The organism is Phycicoccus duodecadis (assembly GCF_002846495.1).
In the GTDB taxonomy this organism is placed as follows: domain Bacteria; phylum Actinomycetota; class Actinomycetes; order Actinomycetales; family Dermatophilaceae; genus Phycicoccus; species Phycicoccus duodecadis.
This window is the reverse complement of record NZ_PJNE01000001.1, coordinates 2,891,433-2,911,875: the sequence shown is the minus strand read 5'-3', so window position 1 is coordinate 2,911,875 and position 20,443 is coordinate 2,891,433. Positions and strand designations below refer to the sequence as shown.

Annotated in this window: 17 protein-coding genes; 6 read left to right on the top strand and 11 right to left on the bottom strand. The window is 73.8% G+C overall.

The window, feature by feature from the left end; genetic code table 11:
* Positions 1-56: 56 nt before the first annotated feature.
* The 8 genes from ATL31_RS13575 to ATL31_RS13540 form a co-directional block, all read right to left on the bottom strand.
* Positions 57-1,706, bottom strand: a complete 1,650-nt coding sequence (locus ATL31_RS13575) for an ABC transporter ATP-binding protein (RefSeq protein ID WP_101396239.1) — start codon at positions 1,704-1,706, stop codon at positions 57-59.
* On the bottom strand, positions 1,706-2,704 hold the full coding sequence (locus ATL31_RS13570) for an ABC transporter permease (RefSeq protein WP_101396238.1): 999 nt from the start codon (positions 2,702-2,704) through the stop codon (positions 1,706-1,708). Before ATL31_RS13570 ends, ATL31_RS13575 begins: the two co-directional genes overlap by 1 nt.
* A 1-nt stretch (position 2,705) precedes the next feature.
* On the bottom strand, positions 2,706-3,851 hold the full coding sequence (locus ATL31_RS13565; protein WP_101396237.1) for an ABC transporter permease: 1,146 nt from the start codon (positions 3,849-3,851) through the stop codon (positions 2,706-2,708).
* A gap of 212 nt (positions 3,852-4,063) precedes the next feature.
* Complete coding sequence (locus tag ATL31_RS13560; RefSeq protein WP_101396236.1) at positions 4,064-5,164, bottom strand: BMP family ABC transporter substrate-binding protein; 1,101 nt, start codon at positions 5,162-5,164, stop codon at positions 4,064-4,066.
* A 113-nt stretch (positions 5,165-5,277) separates the two neighbouring features.
* Complete coding sequence (locus ATL31_RS13555; protein ID WP_101396235.1) at positions 5,278-6,036, bottom strand: SDR family NAD(P)-dependent oxidoreductase; 759 nt, start codon at positions 6,034-6,036, stop codon at positions 5,278-5,280.
* Between the two features lie 10 nt (positions 6,037-6,046).
* Positions 6,047-6,538 (bottom strand): cupin domain-containing protein, encoded by a 492-nt coding sequence (locus tag ATL31_RS13550; RefSeq protein ID WP_101396234.1) that lies wholly within the window; start codon positions 6,536-6,538, stop codon positions 6,047-6,049.
* Positions 6,535-7,929 (bottom strand): amidohydrolase family protein, encoded by a 1,395-nt coding sequence (locus tag ATL31_RS13545; RefSeq protein ID WP_101396233.1) that lies wholly within the window; start codon positions 7,927-7,929, stop codon positions 6,535-6,537. The genes ATL31_RS13550 and ATL31_RS13545 overlap by 4 nt, the downstream gene beginning before the upstream one ends.
* The gene (locus tag ATL31_RS13540; RefSeq protein ID WP_101396232.1) at positions 7,926-8,720 is read right to left on the bottom strand and encodes an S-methyl-5'-thioinosine phosphorylase; all 795 of its coding nucleotides are present in this window, start codon (positions 8,718-8,720) and stop codon (positions 7,926-7,928) included. Before ATL31_RS13540 ends, ATL31_RS13545 begins: the two co-directional genes overlap by 4 nt.
* Positions 8,721-8,793: 73 nt before the next feature.
* Here ATL31_RS13540 and ATL31_RS13535 point away from each other — a divergent pair, with 73 nt between their 5' ends.
* Positions 8,794-10,320: a gamma-glutamyltransferase gene (locus tag ATL31_RS13535; RefSeq protein ID WP_101396231.1), complete on the top strand. Its 1,527-nt coding sequence runs from the start codon at positions 8,794-8,796 to the stop codon at positions 10,318-10,320.
* Positions 10,321-10,396: 76 nt separating this feature from the next.
* Complete coding sequence (locus tag ATL31_RS13530; protein WP_245862448.1) at positions 10,397-11,752, top strand: MATE family efflux transporter; 1,356 nt, start codon at positions 10,397-10,399, stop codon at positions 11,750-11,752.
* A 12-nt stretch (positions 11,753-11,764) separates the two neighbouring features.
* Here ATL31_RS13530 and ATL31_RS13525 read toward each other — a convergent pair whose 3' ends face one another.
* Positions 11,765-12,991: an acetyl-CoA hydrolase/transferase family protein gene (locus ATL31_RS13525; RefSeq protein WP_101396230.1), complete on the bottom strand. Its 1,227-nt coding sequence runs from the start codon at positions 12,989-12,991 to the stop codon at positions 11,765-11,767.
* Between the two features lie 76 nt (positions 12,992-13,067).
* Here ATL31_RS13525 and ATL31_RS13520 point away from each other — a divergent pair, with 76 nt between their 5' ends.
* Positions 13,068-13,343: a DUF2277 domain-containing protein gene (locus ATL31_RS13520; RefSeq protein ID WP_101396229.1), complete on the top strand. Its 276-nt coding sequence runs from the start codon at positions 13,068-13,070 to the stop codon at positions 13,341-13,343.
* Positions 13,344-13,735: 392 nt separating this feature from the next.
* Positions 13,736-16,342 carry a replicative DNA helicase gene (dnaB, locus tag ATL31_RS13515; protein ID WP_101396228.1) on the top strand — a complete coding sequence of 869 codons (2,607 nt, stop codon included), beginning with the start codon at positions 13,736-13,738 and terminating at the stop codon, positions 16,340-16,342.
* A gap of 166 nt (positions 16,343-16,508) precedes the next feature.
* Here the strand turns inward: dnaB and ATL31_RS13510 are convergent, their stop codons facing one another.
* Complete coding sequence (locus tag ATL31_RS13510) at positions 16,509-16,874, bottom strand: MerR family transcriptional regulator (protein WP_101397650.1); 366 nt, start codon at positions 16,872-16,874, stop codon at positions 16,509-16,511.
* A gap of 211 nt (positions 16,875-17,085) precedes the next feature.
* On the opposite strand from ATL31_RS13510, the gene ATL31_RS13505 reads away from it, so the two are divergent.
* Together ATL31_RS13505 and ATL31_RS13500 are read left to right on the top strand one after the other, a co-directional pair.
* The gene (locus tag ATL31_RS13505; RefSeq protein ID WP_425440331.1) at positions 17,086-18,618 is read left to right on the top strand and encodes a SulP family inorganic anion transporter; all 1,533 of its coding nucleotides are present in this window, start codon (positions 17,086-17,088) and stop codon (positions 18,616-18,618) included.
* A 191-nt stretch (positions 18,619-18,809) separates the two neighbouring features.
* Entirely contained in the window at positions 18,810-19,331 is a 522-nt protein-coding gene (locus tag ATL31_RS13500; protein WP_101396227.1) for a M23 family metallopeptidase, read from the top strand.
* A gap of 39 nt (positions 19,332-19,370) precedes the next feature.
* Here the strand turns inward: ATL31_RS13500 and ATL31_RS13495 are convergent, their stop codons facing one another.
* Positions 19,371-20,384 (bottom strand): YncE family protein, encoded by a 1,014-nt coding sequence (locus ATL31_RS13495; RefSeq protein ID WP_101396226.1) that lies wholly within the window; start codon positions 20,382-20,384, stop codon positions 19,371-19,373.
* Positions 20,385-20,443 lie beyond the last annotated feature (59 nt).

The window sequence follows — 20,443 nt, the reverse complement described above, 5'->3', positions numbered from 1 at the left end:
TACGTTGGCGTAACTTACGAGTCCGTAGGTTGCGGCGTGTTCCGCCTCCCCGTGCGTCAGTGGTCGCCGGCCATCAGGCGGCCGATCTCGGTGCGGTCGGCGTCCCGGCCATCCATCTCGGCCACGACCGCGCCCCCGTGCACGACGGCGATGCGGTCCGCGAGCGAGAGCACCTCGTCGAGCTCGGCCGAGACCAGCAGCACCGCGGCGCCGGCGTCGCGGGCCTCGACGATCCGGCGGTGGATGAACTCGATCGACCCCACGTCGACGCCCCGGGTGGGCTGGGCCGCCATCAGCAGGCGGGGCTTGAACGCCATCTCCCGGGCCACGACGACCTTCTGCTTGTTGCCGCCCGAGAGCGAGCCGGCCGTCTGCATCACCCCCGAGGAGCGGATGTCGAACTCCTCGCGCAGGGTCTCGGCGTTCTCGCGGATGGCGTCGAACTGTCGCACGCCCCCGCGCGCGAACGGCTCCTGGTCGTACTCGTTGAGCACGAGGTTGTCGGCGATGGAGTATGAGCTGACGATGCCGTGCTTCTCGCGGTCCTCGGGGATGTGGCCCACGCCCGCGTGGTGGGTGCGGTGCGGGTCGGCGGTGGTCAGGTCGAGGTCGCCGAGGCGCATCGTGCCCGAGACGACCTTGCGCATCCCGGCCAGGGCCTCGACCAGCTCGCGCTGCCCGTTGCCCTCGACCCCGGCGACGCCGACGATCTCGCCCGCGCGCACGGTGAGGCTGAAGCCGTTGACGGCCACGAGGCCGCGGTCGTCCTGCACGTGCAGGTCCTCGATCTCGAGCACCGGCGCGCCCGGGGTGGCGGTGGCCTTGTCGATCGAGAGGACCACCTCGCGGCCGACCATCATCGTCGCGAGCCCCCGCGCGTCGGTGGCCGCGGTGGCGACCTCGCCCACGACGGCGCCCTGGCGCAGCACGTAGACGCGGTCGGCAACGGCCAGCACCTCGCGCAGCTTGTGGGTGATGAAGACGATGGACGTGCCCGAGTCGGCCAGCTCCCGCATGACGCCGAGCAGCTCGTCGGTCTCCTGGGGGGTGAGCACCGCGGTGGGCTCGTCGAGGATGAGCAGGTCGACCTTGCGCGAGAGCGCCTTGAGGATCTCGACGCGCTGCTGGGTGCCGACCGGCAGGTCCTCGACCACGGCGTCGGGGTCGACGGCCAGCCCGAACCGGGCCGACAGCTCGCGCACCATCGTGCGCGCCGAGTCGACGTCGAGGAAGCCACCCCCGCGGGTGGACTCGTGGCCCAGCATCATGTTCTCGGCCACCGTCATGACGGGTACCAGCTGGAAGTGCTGGTGCACCATGCCGATGCCGCGGCGGATGGCGTCGCGCGGGTCCTTGATGGGCGCGGTGTCGCCCTTGACCGACACGGTGCCGGAGTCGGGGGTGATGAGCCCGAAGATCTGGTTCACCAGGGTCGACTTGCCGGCGCCGTTCTCGCCGAGCAGGGCCACGATCTCGCCGCGGCGCACCGACAGGCTGATGTCGCGGTTGGCGTGCACCGCGCCGAAGCTCTTGCTGAGCCCCTGGACGTCGAGCAGGACCTCGCCGACGTTGCCCTCGCCGAAGCCGGACTGCTCGGGCGGCAGCCCGAGGATGGCCTCGTTCGTGACGACCGAGGCCAGGTGCTCCTGGGAGGTGTCGTGGCCGACCGGCCGCGGGGTGCCCTCGGTGGGCGTCGGGTCGCTCATCACTGGTCCTTCTTCACGTAGGGCTGCCCGGCGGCGGCCGGCCCCCGCACCCGACCGGCGGCCAGGGCCAGGACGACGAGGGTCGCGACGTAGGGCAGGGTGCCGGTGAGCTGCGGCGGGACGTCGAAGCCCCCGGTCTGCTGCAGCTGCGAGGCGACGGCGTTGACGAACCCGAAGAACAGGGCCATCGCCACGGCCCGCAGCGGTCGCCACGCCCCCATGATCATGATCGCCAGCGCCAGGAAGCCGCGCCCGGCGGTCATCCCGCGCTCGAACGAGCTCGACGCGTCCATCGAGAGGTACACCCCGGCCAGGCCGGCCAGCGAGCCGGCCAGGGTGACGTTGACCAGCCGCAGGCGCTCGACGTTGATGCCGGCGGTGTCGGCCGCCGACGGGTACTCGCCCACGGACCGGGTGCGCAGGCCCCAGCGGGTGTGGAACAGCCCGACGTGCACGACGACGGCGGCGATGATCGCGACCAGGGCGATGGCGCTGCGGCCGCTGAAGAAGGTGTCGCCGATGAGCGGGATCTGCGACAGCAGCGGCACCTCGATGTTGGGGATGACCCCCGGGAGGGTCTTGCCCGACACCAGGTAGAACGAGGTCAGGCCGGTGGCGATGATGTTGAGCACCACCCCGGCGATGATCTGGTCCATCCGCCAGCGGACGGTGGTCCAGGCCAGGAAGCCGCCCGCGAGCAGGCCGGTGCCGATGCCGGCCAGGATGCCGACGGCCATCGAGCCGGTGGCCGCGGCGCTGAAGAAGCCCGCGAAGGCCGCCAGCAGCATCTGGCCCTCGATGCCGATGTTGACCACGCCCGAGCGCTCGCCGATGACGCCCACCAGGGCCGCCAGCACGAGCGGGATGGCGTAGCCCCACGCGGCGCCGTACATCGACGGCGCGATGTCGTTCTTGGCGTAGTAGAAGACGTAGGCGGCGACCAGCACGACGGCGGCCACGACCAGGGTGGTGCGGTTCTTGGCGACCCAGGTGCCCATGTCAGCTCCCCCAGCTCGTGGTGGCGACGCTCGTCTTGGCCGCCCGGCTGCGGAACAGCCACCGGCCCAGGACCGGGATCGAGACCATGAGCAGGATGATGGCGAGCAGCAGGTCGACGATCTCGGGCGCGATGCCGGTGTTGAACTGCAGGCCCGCCGCGCCGGTGCGCAGGACGCCGACCAGGAACGCGGCCGGGATGGTCGCGAGGGGGTTGGCCCGCGCGAGCAGCGCGATGGTGATGCCGTCGAAGCCGAGGGTGCCGACGATGGCGGGCTCGAAGCGGTGCAGCGTGCCCTCGGCCTCGAGGGCCCCGCCGAGGCCGGCCAGGCCGGCCCCGAGCATCATCGACAGCACGACGACCCTGTTGATCGGGATGCCGGCGTACCCGGCCGCGCTCTTGTTGGCCCCGACGGTGTTGAACCGGAAGCCGAGGGTGGTGCGCGAGAGCATCCACCAGCCGGCCACGGCCAGCACGACGGCGATGGCGAACCCGATGGGGACGCCGCCGAGCGCGCCCAGCTGGGCGGCCTCGGGGATGGGCTCGGTCTGCGGGATGCCGCTGGTCTTGGACGACTCGCCCTGCAGCGGGCCGACGACCAGCCAGAACGTGATGCCCGCGATGATGTAGTTGAGCATGATCGTCGAGATCACCTCGTGCACGCCGCGGTAGGCCTTGAGCACCCCCACGAGGAGCCCGACCAGGGCACCGAAGACGATGCCGACGAGCATCCCGAGCAGGGCGCCCAGGAACCCGGTACCCCCGGCCACGTAGGCCACCCAGGCGCCCATCACGGCGCCCATGGCGAACTGGCCCTGGCCTCCGATGTTGAACAGCCCGAGCCGCAGCGGCAGGACGACGGCCAGCCCGGTGAGGACCAGCGGCGCGGTCTTCTGCAGCGTGCGGGTGAACGCGCCGGGGGTCACCAGCGCCTCGCGGACCAGCGTCTCGTACGCGAACCAGGGGTTGACGCCCTGGTAGCGGATCAGCGCGGCCCCCACGAGGAGCGAGATGACGAGCGCGACGAGGATGACCACGCCGCTCTGGTGGCCGATGAGGTAGGCGAGCAGGCCGCCACGGTCGCGCGGCTCGCGGGGCGCGGGCTCCGCGGGCGGCGACGGCGGCGCTGCCGTGCTGGTCTCGGACATGGGTCTCCAATGACTCGGGGTGCCCACAGTCTGACCTGAGCCGGACGCGGGCGGAAGTGCGGGGGTACCGGATCCGCGGCGGCCGTCTGGGCAGGTTCTGCCGTTCGCCGCGGCCCGGTCACCGGCGGGGACGTGCCGAGGGGGCGGGCATCCGGGTCGGGATGCTCGCCCCCTCGGGACGGGTGGTCACGCGCGGTGACCGCTGAGCGACGTCAGAGGGTCACGCCGGTCTTCAGCGTGCCCGCCTCCATCTGCTTGACGACGTCGGCGACCTTGGCCTTGACGTCGGCCGGGATCTTGCTGTCGAAGTCGTGGAACGGCGACAGGCCCGCCTTGCCGAGGGTCTGCAGACCCTCGAAGTCGCCCGCCTTGGCGGTCTTGACGGTGTCGGTGACGCCCTGGCTGATGAGCTTCTCGGCCGAGGTGATGAGGCACGGCTGGGCCGCGGGGACGGTGTCCCACTGGTCGGTGTCGACGCCGATGCAGAACACGTCGGTGCCCGCGCCGGAGGCCTTGGCGATCTCCTGGAGCGCGCCGTTGCCGGTGTTGCCGCCGGCGCCGAAGATGATGTCGGCCTTCTGGGCGAGCATCTTCTTGGCCTCGCCCGCGCCCCATACCGGGTCGTTGAAGGCGTTGTCGGCGGCGGGGTGGTAGACCGTGGCGACGGTGACCTTGGGGTTGGCGGCCTTGGCGCCGGCCTCGAAGCCCTTGGCGTACTTCTGCACCGGCGGGATCTCGAGACCCAGGACCTGGCCGAGCTTGTTGGTCTTGGTCATCAGGCCCGCGAGGTAGCCGGCGCCGTAGCCCGCCTGGTCCTCGGGGAAGACCAGCCCGGTCACGTTCTTGGCGGTGACCTTGGTGGCGTCGTAGCCCTGGTCGACCCCGATGAACTTGGTGTCGGGGTTGGCCGTGGCGGCCGCGGTGGTGGCGTCGGCCATGAGGAAGCCCACGGTGACGATGACGTCGTACTTCTTGTTGGTGAACTGCGAGATGTTCGCCGCGTAGTCCTTGGCGTCCTGGGTCTCGATGTACTTGTAGAAGCCGCCCTCGTCCTTGGCGGCGGCCATCGCACCCTCGTGGGCCGACTGGTTGAACGACTTGTCGTCGACCTTGCCGGTGTCGGTGACGAGGCCGACGCAGAACACGGCGGGGTCCGCGCACTTCGAGTCGTCGGTCGGGGCGCCGGCAGCGCCGGCGGAGCCGGAGCCGGAGGCGGTGGAGCCGCCGCCGGAGGTGCCGGTGCTGCCGCCGCAGCCCGCGAGGGCCAGGGCGAGCGCCGCGGGGACCGCGACGAGGTAACGCGTGGACTTCATGGAGGATCCTTCGGGAGGTCGGGTCAGACCTGCGGATCCTACGACCAGTTCGGCCTCCCACCGCACACGCCACGGCTTCGTTGCGCGGTCGTTACCGACGGGTCGCCCGTCGCCTACCAGCCGGGCCCGGCGGACCACCCGGCGTCGACGGTGACGGTGGTGCCCGTGATACCGGAGGCATCCGCTGAGGTCAGGAACGCGATCGTGGTCGCCACCTCGTCGGCCGTGACCGGGCGCCCGAGGGCCGACGCGGCGCGGTAGCGGGCGACGCCCTCGGGCCAGGCCGCCTCCAGCCCGTCGCGCTCGACGAGGCCGGGCGCCACCCCGACGACGCGCACCCCGCGGGGGCCGAGCTCGGTGGCCGCCGCCCCCACCAGGTGGTGCAGGGCGGCCTTGGCCACGGCGTAGGGGGCGTGGGTGGGCATCGCCCGCAGCCCCTCGATGGAGCCGACGAGCACCGCGGCGCCGCCCGCGCCCATCCGGGCGGCGGCCTGCCGGAGCAGCACGGCGGTGGGGCGCAGCCCGGCTCGGTGGTAGGCGTCCCAGGCGGCGGCGTCGAGGTCGTCCCAGGCCACGTGGTGCTGGGGGAAGGCGTTGAGCACGACCACGTCGGGGGGGCCGAGCGCCGCCTCGCAGCGGTCGAGCAGGTCGGCGCAGCGGGCGTCGAGGCCGCTGGGGTCGTCGAGAGCCACGTCGAGGTCGGCGTGCAGGGCCACGGCGCGGCCGCCGGCGGCCTCCACCTCGGCCACGGCGGCCGCGGCCCCGTCGGCGTCGCCGCGGTAGTGGACCGCCACGTCGTGCCCGGCGACGGCCAGGGCCCGTGCCACCCCCCGCCCGAGGCCGCCGCTGGCGCCGGTGACCAGCGCGGTCACCGGAGGCGCCTCATCGCATCCGCCCGACGGGTTCCTCGCGGGTCAGGGTCTCGATCTCGGTCGTGAACTGCGGGTACTCCTCGACCAGCGCCCGGCGCTCGCCGAGCTCGAAGTGCTCGGGGCGGAAGGCCGGGGCGCACCAGCACGACAGCAGGGTCCAGTGGCCGAGCGTCGTCGCGCCCATCCAGGTGCCCTTGCGGACCAGGATCTGCGCGTGCTCGGCGCCGAGGTAGTTGAGCACCCCGGAGCCCCCGGGCCGCAGCCGCAGCAGCGCGGCCGGCGCCCCGCCGAGCCACTGCCAGCCCTCGTCGATCGCGAGCCGGTGCATGGCCGAGAAGCCGTCGGGGCGGTTCGTGAGCAGCACCGTGATGCCGTTGAGGGCCTGGGTGCGCGGGCCGGCGACGTACCAGGCGCCCTCCTCCGGGATGGGCACCATGCCGAGGCGCTCGATGACCTCCTCGGCGCTCTCGTCGGGGGGCTCGATCTCGGGGACCTGGGTCATGACGCCTCGGCCGCCGCGCGGGCCGCCGTGGCGCCGCGGTCGCGGGCGCGGGCCAGCAGGTCGGCGGTGTCGAGGCGGGTGCTGACGCCGTCGCGGACCACGACCTCGCCGTCGACCAGGACGTCGGTGACGTCGGCCCGCCCGGCCGCGAAGACCAGCAGCGCGGCGACGTCGTGCACCGGGGTGAGGTGCGGCTTCCCGAGGTCGAGCAGCACCAGGTCGGCCCGCTTGCCGGGCTCGACCGAGCCGATGAGGTGGTCGAGGCCCAAGGCCCGGGCCCCCTCGATGGTGGCGGCGCGCAGCACGTCGTGCGCACTCGCGACGTCGGGGCGGCCGCTGGTGAGGCGGGCCAGCAGCGCGGCCTGGCGCATCGCCTGCCACATGTCGAGGTCGTTCGAGCTCGAGCAGCCGTCGGTGCCGATGCCGAGCCGCACGCCGGCGTCGCGCACCTGCTCCCAGGGGAGGGCGCCGCTGGCGAGCTTCTGGTTCGAGCCGGCGCAGTGGGCCACCGTCGCGTCCGCCGCGGCGAGGAGGGAGAGGTCGTCGGGGCTCAGGTGCACCCCGTGCCCGGCCACGAAGGGGATGTCGCCGGTGAGCCAACCCGCGCCGTCGAGGACGGCCGTGGGCGTGGCGCCGTGGCGGGCCAGCACGTCGGCGTTCTCGGCGGCGTTCTCGGACACGTGCGTCGTCAGCACCGGCCTCACCGGGGCCGCGCCGGGGGTCGGCTGCGCACAGGTCTCGCGCAGGGTGGCGACCACCTCGGCCAGGTGCTCCGGCGAGCAGGTGTAGGTGGCGTGCGGCATCGCGGCCAGCGGCACCTCGGGGCCGCCGATCTCGAGCAGGGCGGTACGCCAGGCCCGCAGCAGCGTCAGGCGCTCGTCCCAGGCGAGGCCGTCGGGGCCGGGGCCGTCCATGAAGACCGGCCCGATGACGTGCCGGCTGCCGGCGGCGACCGCGCCGCGGTGGGCGGCCTCGTGGTGGAAGTACATGTCGAGCTGGGTCGTGCAGCCGCCGAGGAGCGACTCGAGCGCCCCGAGGGTGGCGCCGAGCTCGACGGTGCCGGGGTCCATCACGGCCCCCTCGGCCGCCCAGACCCGGGTCAGGAAGGCCTGGAGGTCGACGTCCTCGGCCAGCCCGCGCAGCAGCGTCATCGGCAGGTGGGTGTGCAGGTTGACCAGGCCCGGCAGCAGCAGGCGGCCGCGGCCGCCGATGACGACCGTCTCGTCGGGCGTCGCGCCCGCGGTGGGATGCGGGGCCGGCTGCGGCCCCTCGCGGTCGCCGACCGCGGTGATGAGGCCGTCCTGCACGACGACGGTGACGTCGGTGAGCACGGTGTCGTGCTCGTCGACGGTGAGCAGGTACGAGACGTCCTGGATGACGACGGTCCTCACGCGGGCTCCTCGGGCTGGTCGGCGTCATCGGTGGCGAAGGTCGCCCGGGTGTGGACCAGCTCGTCGAGCACGGCCAGGACGGCGGCGCGGCTGCGGGCCAGCACCACCTCGATCTCGTCCATGGTGATGGGCTCGTCGGAGGGCCCGACCCCGGTGGCGGGGTTGACCACCAGGGACACGGCCGCGTAGCGCAGCCCGGCCTCGAGGGCCAGGGTCACCTCGGGTACGCCCGTCATCCCGGCCACGGTGCCGCCGGCCAGTCGGGCGAGGCGGATCTCGGCGGCGGTCTCGAAGCGCGGGCCCTCGAAGGCCGCGTACACCCCGCCGTCGCGCATCGGCTGCCCGACGGCGGCCGCCGCCTCGAGGATCTCGCGGCGGAGGCCGGTGTCGTAGGGGGCACTGACGTCGGTGTGCACGACGCCTTCCGGGCCCGAGCCGTCGAAGAAGGTCAGCGGGCGCTGGCGGGTGAGGTCGAGGAAGTCGTCGAGGCAGACGAGGTCGCCGGGCGCGAGGTCGGGGTCGATCGAGCCGGTGACGTTGACGGCGACGACGTCCTCGACGCCGAGGTCGGCCAGGGCCCGGATGTTCGCCCGGTAGTTTACGAGGTGGGGCGGCACCGAGTGGCCGGCACCGTGCCGGGTGAGGAACACCACGGGCAGGCCGTGCCAGTGCCCGCGCACGACCCGGGCGGCGCCCCAGGCGGTCTCGACGGTCTCCTCGGTGGGGCCCTCGAGCGCGTCGAGGTCGTAGAACCCGGTGCCGGCGACGACGGCGAGCGGGGGCAGGGTCATGCCTCGCAACGCTACCGGGCGACGTGGCCACCGGGCACACCGATCGCCGGCCCCGGTGGCAGGATGCGCAGACATGGGTGAGGTGGCGCTGGCGGCGACCGGCCCGGTCTCGTTGGCGGCCGGCCGCGAGGTCGCGCGGGCGGGCGGGAACGCGGTCGACGTGGCCGTGGCCGCCGCGCTCGCGGCGATGGCCACCGAGCCCGGCATCGTCTCGCTGGGTGGGGGCGCCTACGTGGCGGTCTGGGCCGCCGGCGAGGAGCCGGAGGTCGTCGACGGCAACGTCGAGATGCCCGGCCGCGGCCTGGCGCCGGAGGCCTTCGGCGGCGGGGTGCGCGAGGTCTTCACCGAGTACGGGGGCGGCGTCACCATGCACGTCGGCCCCGGCTCGGTGGCCACCCCGGGCGCGGCACTCGCGTGCGAGGACGCCGTCACCCGGCACGGCGTCGCGTCGTGGGCCGACGTCGTGGCACCCGCCGCCCGCGCCTGCCGGGACGGGTACCGCGTGGGCGGGGCGGCCGCCCGCTACCTCGGCTTCGTCGCGCACTCCCTCTTCGGCGCCGACCCCGAGGCGCACACCGTGGTCACCGGCCCCGGCGGCGCCCCGCTGGCGGTGGGCGAGACCGCCACCAACGGCCCGCTCGCCGACCTGCTCGACCTCGTGGGGCGCGAGGGTGCGGCTGTGCTCTCGACCGGCGAGGTGGGGCGGGCCATGGCGGCCGACCTCGCGGCGCGCGGCGGCCTCGTGACCGACGCCGACCTCGCGGCCTACGCCCCGGTGGTCCGCACGCCACTGCGGCGGGTCGTGGGCGACTGGGACCTGGCCGTCAACCCGCCGCCGTCGGTGGGCGGCCCGATGCTGGCGGTGATGCTCGGCGAGCTGGCCCGGGTCGGCGGCTACGACTGGCCCGACGTGCTCCGGGCCCAGGAGGCCGTGCTGCGCTACCGGCTCGAGGTGCACGACGAGGCCGACGACCTCGAGGCCGCGGGCCACGCGCTGCTGGCCGGCATCGACCGGCACGGGCTGGCGGGGCTGCCGACCTCGGCGTCGACCGCGCACGTGTCGGCCGTCGACGCCGACGGGCTGGCCTGCGCGATCACGATGTCGGCCGGCTACGGCGCCGGGGTGACGGTGCCTGGCACCGGGATGCTGCTCAACAACGCCCTCGGCGAGCCCGAGCTGAACCGGCTCGGGCTGCACGCGCTGGCCCCGGGCACCCGGCTGGCCTCCAACATGGCGCCCACCACCGGCCGCACCCGCGACGGGCGGGTCATCGCCGTGGGCTCGCCCGGAGCCGACCGCATCACCACCGCCCTGATGCAGGTGCTGGGCCAGGGCTGCCTGCACGGCGCCGACCTGGCCGCGGCCATCGAGGCGCCTCGCCTGCACGTGCGCTTCGAGCCCGACGGTCGGCCCGTCGTCGAGCACGAGGCCGACCCCGGCATCAGCGCGGCGGTGGCCGCGGCCGGCCTGGCCGCCCACGACCACGGCGCGCTCTCGATGTACTTCGGCGGGGTCGGGGCCGCCTACCGCCGCGAGGACGGCCGGCTGCAGGCGGCCGGCGACCCGCGGCGCGAGGCCGCGGTCGCCGTCCTGCCCTGATTGGGGGGGCGGCCCCGGGCGTCCGCCCCCGGTGCGTCGCACCCCGTCCCGCGGCCATCCACGAGAGAGTGCGGGGGTGAGCCAGGCGCCGGGGAGCCACCACCGCGAGGTGGTGCGCCTCGCCGGGCCGGCGTTCCTCGCCCTGGTCGCCGAGCCGCTGTTCCTGCTGGTCGACTCGGCCGTGGTGGGCCGGCTCGGGGTCGAGCCGCTGGCCGGGCTGGGCATCGCGAGCGCCGTCCTGCTCACCGCCGCCAACGTCTTCGTCTTCCTCGCCTACGGCACCACCAGCGTCGTCGCGCGCCGGCTGGGGGCCGGGTCACGGGCCGGTGCTGTGTCGGCCGGCATCGACGGCACCTGGCTGGCGGTCGGGCTGGGGGCCGTCACGGCGGTGCTCGTGGGGCTGTTCGCCGGCGACCTGGCCGGGGTCTTCGGCGCCTCGCCGGGGGTGCTCGACGAGGCCGTCACCTACCTGCGGGTCTCGGCCCTGGGCCTGCCCGGGATGCTGGTCGTGCTGGCCACCACCGGCGTGCTCCGCGGCCTCCAGGACACCCGCACCCCGCTGGTCGCGGCCGTGCTCGGCTTCTCGGCCAACGCGGCCCTCAACATCTGGTTCGTCCACGGCCTCGGCTGGGGCATCGCCGGGTCGGCCTGGGGCACCGTCATCGCCCAGACCGCGATGGCGGCGGGGCTCGCCGCCGTCCTGGTCCGCGAGGCGCGGCGTGCGCGGGTGCCGCTGCGCGCGCATCCCGGCCGGGTCCTGGTCGCCGCCCGCGGTGGCGTGCCCCTGCTGGTGCGCACCCTGGCGCTGCGCGGTGTCCTCCTCCTCACGACCTGGGTGGCCGCGGGCCTGGGCGACGTGCCGCTGGCGGCCTACCAGGTGTCGGCCACGGTGTGGTCCTTCCTCACCTTCGCGCTCGACGCCCTGGCCATCGCCGCGCAGGCCATCACCGGGCGGGCCCTGGGCGCGGGCGACCTGGTGACGACCCGCGCCGCGACCCGGCTGATGGTGCGCTGGGGCGTGCTCGGCGGCGTCGTGCTGGGCGTGCTGCTCCTGCTGGTGCGCCCCTTCGTGGGCCCGCTGTTCACCTCCGACCCCGAGGTGCAGGCGGCCATCGACACGGCGCTGCTGGTCGTCGCGCTCGGGCAGCCGCTCTCGGGGTACGTCTTCGTGGTCGACGGCGTGCTGATCGGCGCCGGCGACGGGCCCTGGCTGGCGCGCGCCATGCTGGTCAACCTCGCCCTCTACCTGCCGGTGGCCCTGGCCGTGCACCTGGCGGGCGACTGGCTGCTGGGCGACGGGGGTCGGCAGGGCACCGGCGACGCCCTGACCTGGCTCTGGCTGGCCTTCACCACCTTCATGGCCGTGCGCGCCACGCTGATGTGGCTGCGGGTGCACACCGATCGCTGGATGGTCGTCGGCGCCACCTTCTGAGGGTCGGGTCGGTCAGGCCAGGCCGAGGGCGCGGGCCTCCTCCCACAGCTCGTCGCGCACGCGGGGGTGGGCGGCGTCGCGGATGAGGTGGCGGCACTGGGCGCGCTGGTCGTGGCCGTAGAGCTCGGCGATCCCCTGCTCGGTGACGACGGCGCTCTGCTGCACGCTGGTGACCGGCTCGTCGAGCAGCGGGACCACGGTCGAGCAGTCGGCCTTGGGGTGCCAGGACCGCAGGGCGATGAACGCCTGGCCGCCGGGGGAGTGCAGGGCGCCGACGACGAAGTCGGTCTGGCCGCCGAAGCCGGAATGGATGCGCGCGTCGATCCGCGAGGCGTTGGCCTGGCCGAAGAGGTCGACCTCCAGGGCGCTGTTGACCGAGGTCATCGCGCGCTGCCGGGCGATGAGGGCGGGGTCGTTGGTGGTCTCGGTACGCGTCATGCGCACCCGCGGGTTGCCGTCGGCCCAGGCGTAGAGCTCGTCGGAGCCGAACAGGAACGAGGTGATGAGGGGGTGGTCGGGGTCGAGGGCGCCGGCCCGGTCGAGCGCGACGACCCCGTCGGAGAACATCTCGGTCCACACCCGCAGGCCCCGGCGCTCGGCCAGCGCCGCGATCGTGGCGTCCGGGATGCTGCCGATGCCGGCCTGCAGCGTGGCGCCGTCGCCGACCCGGCTCGCGACCCGCTCGCCGATGAGGCGGCTGTCGTCGTCGGGCGCGGGGGGCGCGAGGCTGGGCAGCGGGGCGGTCACCTCGACGGCCAGGTCGACGGCGGTCACGTCCAGGAGGGCGTCGCCGCCGGTGTAGGGCATCGCCTCGTTGACCACCGCCACCACCAGGCCCGAGCGGGCCCGGCAGGCCTCCACGGCCGCGGGCAGGACGTTGACCTCGATGCCGAGCGAGAGCATCCCGTCGCGGGGCGGGGCGCAGTGCACGACCACGACGTCCGGGGCGAGCGGGCCGCGGTAGAGCACCGGCACCATCGACAGCCGGCTGGGCACGTACGAGAGGTCGCTGTGCCGGCGCATCCCGGGCCCGACGAAGCATGTCTCGGCGGTCACCCCGGGGCGGTCGGGGATGCCGGCGGGCGCGTTGAGGGCGTGCAGGACGTAGCTCTCGCAGTGGGCGTCGAGCAGCCGCACCACCTCCCACGGCACCGCGACGTTGCCGGAGACCACGACCCGGGGACGCCCCGGGAGGGCGGCCAGGTGCCGACCGAGCTCGTCCGTGCCGACGGTGCGCATGGGCTCATCATGCTCCCGGCCGGCCGGGGGTGCGTCGGCACTTCCTCGGGGTGCACGGCCGACCTACCGTGGAGGCATGTGCCGCAACATCCGCCAGCTCCACAACTTCGAGCCGCCCGCGACCAGCGAGGAGGTGGCGGCCGCGGCCCTGCAGTACGTGCGCAAGGTCAGCGGCGCCACGCGCCCCTCGCAGGCCAACGCTGAGGCCTTCGCCCGGGCCGTCGAGGAGGTCGCCGAGGTCACCCAGCGGCTGCTCGACGCCCTCGTCACGGCCGCGCCGCCCAAGGACCGCGAGGTCGAGGCGACCAAGGCCCGGGCCCGCGCGGCGGAGCGCTACGGCCGCACCGGCTGAGCCGCGAGCCGCCGTTCGGCCCCCCGACGGGGCGCCACGCCTGTGGATGGCGACACGCCCGGGACTTTCTCACGTGCACACCCCGTGGACGACGAACCTGCAGGTCAGGACGTTGTCAGGGCCGGCCCTCGGCGGTTGTCCACAGGGTTGCCCACCGTCGGTGCACAACGTGCCCGGCGGTTCTCCACAGGTCATCCACCGCTTGTCCCCAGCCGTTCGGACGATGTGCGCGCCTCGACTTTGAGGGGGCGGCGTCGCCGTCCTACGGTGACTCGGCAGGCCCCGGTCGGGGTCGGTGTCGGACCTCTCTGGTGGTCTTGGTCCCGTCCGGTCGAGCAGGTCCGGGTCCGGCGGTCCGGGTCATCCGGTGGACATCGAGAGGGGTTGGGCGCGTGAGCATCGCCGAGCTGGGCACCGGCTACACCGGGTCCGAGCGAGCCCCGGACGACCGCGTCCCCCCGCAGGACCTGCACGCCGAGCAGTCGGTGCTGGGCTCGATGCTCCTCGACAAGGACGCCATCGCCGACTGCCTCGAGGAGTGCAAGGCCCACGACTTCTACCGGCCGGCGCACGAGGCGATCTTCGACGCCATCCTCGACCTGTTCGGGCGCGGTGAGCCGGCCGACGCCATCACCGTCGCCGACGAGCTCGGCAAGCGCGGCGACCTGGTGCGGGTCGGCGGCCAGGCGTACCTGCACCAGCTCATCCAGTCGGTCCCCACGGCCGCCAACGCGGGCTACTACGCCGAGATCGTGCACGAGCGCGCGGTGCTGCGGCGCCTGGTCGAGGCCGGCACCCGCATCGTGCAGATGGGCTACGCGCAGGGCGAGGGCGACATCGCCGACATCGTCAACCGCGCCCAGGCCGAGGTCTACGGCGTGGCCGAGCAGCGCGGCGGCGAGGACTACCACGTGCTCGGCGAGCTGCTCAACGAGACGATGGAGGAGATCGAGGCCGCCTCGGGGCGCACCGACGACCTCATCGGCGTGCCCACCGGCTTCATCGAGCTCGACGAGCTCACCCACGGGCTGCACCCGGGCCAGATGATCGTCGTCGCGGCGCGCCCGGCCGTCGGCAAGGCGCTGGCTCTCGACACCCCTCTGCCGACCCCCGACGGATGGACGACCATGGGCGAGGTCGCGGTCGGGGACCGGCTGTTCGGTGCTGACGGCCACGTGACGACCGTGGTGGCCGCCACCGAGGTCATGGTGGGACGCCCCTGCTTCGAGGTCGAGTTCTCCGACGGGACGGTCGTGGTGGCCGACGCCCAGCACCAGTGGCTCACCGACACCCGGTCCTCGCGGCGCTCGGCGCAGGCCGCCCGTGCCGGCCGCAACCGGATGCGCCATCAAGGGACGTTCGCGGCGGTGCGCACGACCGAGGAGATCGCGGCGACTCTGCGGACGCCGACTGCGGAGGCCCGGCTCAACCACAGCGTGCGCCTCGCGCAGCCCCTGGTGGGGCCGGAGGTCGACCTGCCCCTCGCGCCGTACGTTCTCGGTGCCTGGCTCGGCGACGGCACCTCCGCCGCGGCGCAGATCACGACCGCCGACGCCGAGATCGTCATGTACCTGGAGGCCGAGGGGCTCACGGTCACCCCGACCTCTTCGCCCATGCGGTACTCCTTGAGGCTGCCGGAAGCACCGGTGACGCCGCGTCACTGCGTGGTGTGCGGTGACGAGTTCGTGCCGCGCACGAGCCAGGTCAAGACGTGCGGGCGGTCGTGCGGGGGGAGGGCCAAGGGGACCGAGCAGCTCGAGCCCCGCTGCCCGGACTGTGGCGCCCTGTGTACGGGGTTGCGACGGTGCCAGGCCTGTCGTAGCGACCACGGGACGGTCGTGGGGCTTCTCCGCTCGGTGGGCGTGCTGGGCGACAAGCACATCCCCGGTGCGTACCAGCGGGCGTCCGAGACGCAGCGCAGAGCCCTGCTGGCCGGGCTGCTCGACACCGACGGCACGGTGACGGCGACCGGATGTGTGCAGTTCACCACCACCAGTGCGCGGCTGCGTGACGACGTCTGCGAGCTCGTGTCGGGGCTGGGCTACCGGTACGGGATCTCCACCAGGACCGTACGAGGGCGTACGGAGTCCAGTTCCACGGCGTTCACCCTGACGTTCTCGGCCGACGAGGATGTCTTCCGGCTGACTCGCAAGGTCATCCGGCACAAGGAGCTGCGCGGTCGCCGGTTCCAACGACGCGACTCCCGCTTCATCGTCGACGTGCGTCCGGTCGAGCCGGTGCCGGTGCGCTGCGTCGAGGTCGACAACGCCGACCACCTCTACCTCGCGGGCCGCACGATGGTCCCGACGCACAACTCCACGCTCGGGATCGACATCGTGCGGGCGGCGGCCATCAAGCACAACATGGCGGCGGCGGTGTTCTCGCTCGAGATGAGCCGCACCGAGATCACCATGCGCATCCTGTCGGCCGAGGCCACCATCCAGCTCCAGGACCTGCGTCGCGGCCTGAAGAACCAGGAACAGTGGACCAAGCTGGCGCGGATCATGGGCAAGATCTCCAACGCCCCGCTGTTCATCGACGACAGCCCGAACATGTCGCTGATGGAGATCCGGGCCAAGGCGCGCCGGCTCAAGCAGCAGCACAACCTCAAGCTCATCGTCATCGACTACCTGCAGCTGATGACCAGCGGCAAGAAGGTCGAGTCGCGCCAGCAGGAGGTCGCCGAGTTCTCGCGGGCCCTGAAGCTGCTGGCCAAGGAGCTCGAGGTGCCGGTCATCGCCATCAGCCAGCTGAACCGTGGCCCCGAGCAGCGCACCGACAAGCGGCCCCAGATGTCGGACCTGCGTGAGTCGGGCTCGATCGAGCAGGACGCCGACGTCGTCATCCTGCTGCACCGCGACCGCGGCGACGCCGAGCGCGAGGGGGAGGCCGACGTCATCGTGGCCAAGCACCGCAACGGCCCCACCAAGGACATCGTGCTGGCGTTCCAGGGGCACTACTCGCGCTTCAGCAACATGGCCCAGGACAACGGCTTCTAGGTCGCCGGTCCCTCGGATGCGCGCGGCGGGTGCGCGTTCGGGAGCCGGGTGAGCGTTCGCGAGCCGGTTCGGTGGCGGTGAGCCTTCTGCAGCAGGCTCGGGCGCATCGACCCGGCTCGGCTCCCTCGACCGGGCTCGCCACGAACCGACGCCAGCGCGGCTCGGGTCAGGCCAGGCGGTCGCCGAGCAGCGCGATGAACTCGTCGGCCATGGCGAGCCGGCGCTCCAGGTCGGTGCGCCGCGCGGTGGCGTCGGCCAGGGTGCCGACGAGCCTCGCTCGGGCCTCGGCCACCCCGGCCTCCGAGCCGGCGTCGAGGGCCTCGATGTCGCGCAGCGCCGCCGCCATCTGCTCGAGGGTGAAGCCCAGCGGCTTCATCCGGCGGATGAGCAGGATCTTCTCGACGTCGGCCTCGGTGTACTGGCGGAACCCGCCGTCGCTGCGCCCCGACGGCCGCAGCAGCCCCACCTCGTCCCAGTGCCGCAGGCTCCGCAGCGACAGCTCGGTGCGCGCGGCGACCTCGCCGATCTGCATGGTCGGCCGGGGGTCGGGCGGTGGCGCGTCGGGGGTCACGGGGTCGCTCTCGCTGGCACGGAGGTGAAACCTCACGTTACGTGAGGGTAGGGTTGTCGCAGACTTCCGCCGGCGATGGTGCCGGCCGCGCCCAGGGCGCACCCCCACCCTCTCAGCCCCACCGGGGCGTCGGCACGCGACGCCTCGAGACGGCCTCCCCGAACGGAGCACCGTGAGCACGTCCACGCCCGACGCCCCCGTGGCCGCCCCGGCCACCCCCGCCACCCCGGCCCTCGGCGTCCGCGCCGCCCTGCGCTCGCCGGCGCTGCTGCGCACCGAGGTCCTGGCGGGCCTGGTCGTGGCCCTGGCCCTGATCCCCGAGGCCATCTCGTTCTCGATCATCGCCGGCGTCGACCCCCGGGTCGGCCTCTTCGCCTCGTTCACGATGGCCGTCTCCATCGCCGTCCTGGGCGGGCGCCCGGCGATGATCTCGGCGGCCACGGGGTCGATCGCCCTGGTCGTCGCCCCCGTCTCGCGCGAGTACGGCCTCGACTACCTCGTCGCCACCGTCCTGCTCGGCGGCCTCCTCCAGGTGGTTCTCGGCCTCGCCGGGGTGGCCCGGCTGATGCGCTTCATCCCGCGCTCGGTGATGGTCGGCTTCGTCAACGCGCTCGCCATCCTCATCTTCCTCGCCCAGCTGCCGCACCTGGTCGACGTGCCCCTGGCCGTCTACCCGATGGTCGCCGTCGGCATCGCCGTCATCGTCGCCCTGCCCCGGGTGACGCGCATCGTGCCGGCACCGCTGGTCGCGATCGTCGCGCTCACCGGCTTCACGCTGCTGGCCGCCGTGAGCGTGCCCACCGTCGGTGACGAGGGCGCGTTGCCCGACAGCCTGCCGACCCTGTTCGTCCCGGATGTCCCGCTCACCCTGGACACCCTGCGCGTCATCGCCCCCTACGCGCTCGCCATGGCCGTGGTCGGCCTCCTCGAGTCGCTGCTCACGGCCAAGCTGGTCGACGACATCACCGACACCCCCTCGCACAAGACCCGCGAGTCCTGGGGCCAGGGCGCGGCCAACGTCGTCACCGGGCTCTTCGGGGGCATGGGCGGCTGCGCGATGATCGGGCAGACCATGATCAACGTGAAGGTCTCGGGGGCCCGCACCCGCATCTCCACGTTCCTCGCGGGGGTCTTCCTGCTCGTGCTCGTCGTGGGCCTCGGCGACGTCGTGGCGCTCATCCCCATGGCGGCCCTCGTCGCGGTGATGGTCATGGTCTCGGTCGGCACCTTCGACTGGCACAGCATCCGCCCCGCCACCCTGCGCCGGATGCCGCGCTCCGAGACCGCCGTCATGGTCTCGACCGTCGTGGTGGTCGTCGCCACGAACAACCTCGCCATTGGGGTGGTCGTCGGCGTGCTCGTCGCGATGGTCCTGTTCGCCCGCCGCGTCGCGCACCTCACCGACACCCACCGCGAGCTGGTCGAGGCCGCCGACGGCAGCGTCACGGCCCGCTACACCGTGACCGGCGAGCTCTTCTTCGCCTCCAGCAACGACCTGTACACCCAGTTCGACTACGCCGCCGACCCCGCCCGCGTGGTCATCGACCTGAGCCGCTCGCACATCTGGGACGCCTCCACGGTCGCCGCGCTCGACGCGATCACCACCAAGTACGAGCGCCGCGGCACGACGGTCGGGATCGTCGGGCTGAACCCCTCGAGTGCCGCGCGGCACGGCCGGCTCACCGGCTCGCTCCCCTCGCACTGACGCCGGCCCGGTCGGGCGGGCGACCGCCCGCTGCGCACAGCGGTATCGCAGCCGACGCGTAGCGGGCTCGGCGACGGTGGGCTCGTGCGGGTCGACACCGGCACGGGGGCGACCACGTCCCCGCAGGGGGGAAGGGCGGCTACGGGCGAGGTCTCGCCCGTTGTCCGCCGACATCGAAGGGGAGAGCTGTCATGTCAGATCGTCAGGAACCATCGAGAACGCCCAGCCGTCGCCTCGTCCTCGGCGGGGGTGCCACGCTCGCCGGGCTCACCGTCGCCGGAGTGGCCGGCGCCCCGTCCGCCCTGGCCGCGTCGTACGTGCGGCCGGTGAAGAACCCCACCGCTCACCCGATCACGGCGGCGTGGCGGATCCCCGGCAGCTGGCAGGCGGGCTACCACACCGGCGTCGACATCGGCTGCCCCGTCGGCACCCCGGTGTACGCGACCATCGGCGGCGACGTCCGCACCGGCCGGGCGAGCTGGGGCTCCGCCTACGGGACCATGATCCTCATCAACGACAACGTCGACGGCTCCGACTGGGGCTACTGCCACCTGTCGAAGCGGGTGGTCTTCGACGGCCAACGGGTCGCCACCAACCAGCTCATCGGGTACTCGGGCAACACCGGCAACACCACCGGCCCGCACCTGCACCTCGAGCGCCGCCCCCGCTACGGCGGCTACGGCACCGACAAGAACCCCAACCTCTGGCCCTGACCCGTGGGCGGCCTCCCGCCACGGGCCAGGGGAGACCGCTCAGCGGGCGATGCGCTGGACCAGGGCGTCGGTGCGGCTGGACACGAACACCGTGCGCGACCCGGGCGCGACGGCCACCGAGTTCGGCTGTCGCACGGTCGGGTAGCGGGCGACGATGCGCGGGTCGTCGCCCGCCACCGACACCCCGACCACCGCGTTCGAGCCGCTCAGCGTCACCCACACCAGCCCTTCGCCGGGGTCGGCGGCCAGACCGTAGGGGCTCGGCCCCACGGCGAAGTCCGCCACCTCCCGCAGCGGGTCCACCGAGAGCAGCCGGAGCCGGCCCCCACGGGTGTCGGCCACCGCCAGCCGGGTCGGTGCCGCGAGCACGGCGTGGGTGGGCCCGGCGCCGGCGGCGACGCGGCCGACCCTCGCCATCCGGTCGAGGTCGTAGGCGCTCACCGTGTAGTCGCCGACGTCGACGACGAGACCGAGGCGGCCGGCCGCCACCACGCCTCCGGGCTGCACGAGGTCGTCGAAGGTGTGCACGACGCGCCCGTCCCGCACGACGCTCATCGACCGGCTGAACTCGTCGGCCACGAGGACCTCACCGGCGGCGGTGCCTGCCGCGTCGTGCGGCACGTGGCCGACCGGCGTCGAGCGCACGGCACCGGTGCGCAGGTCGACCTCCGAGACGGTGTCGCCCGCCTCGTTCGGCACCAGCACGACCCCGCCGGGCGGCATCAGCCCGAGGTGGCGCACCGTGCCCGCCACCCTCACGGACCGCCGCTCCGCCAGCGTCGTGGGGTCGAGCACCACGATGCGGTCCGGGCGCCGTGCCCCCACGACCAGCGACGCCGTGAGCTCGTCGAAGACCATCCCCTCGGCCGCGTAGCCCGCCGGCGCGACCTTCCCCGCCGCGGCCACGGTGGGGGTCGGGGCGTCGGCCGGCTCGGCGCCCTTCTTCGCGGGGGACGACGGAGGCTTCCCGCCGGCGCCCTCGGCCGAGCAGCCCGCCAGCGCCAGGGACCCGAGCAGCAGCACCGCTCGGCGGCCGGGGGCGGAAGGAGTCACGGGGCCGAGTCTGCCCCGCCCACGCGGCTGCCTCCACCGCGGGCCACGCCCGCACCACC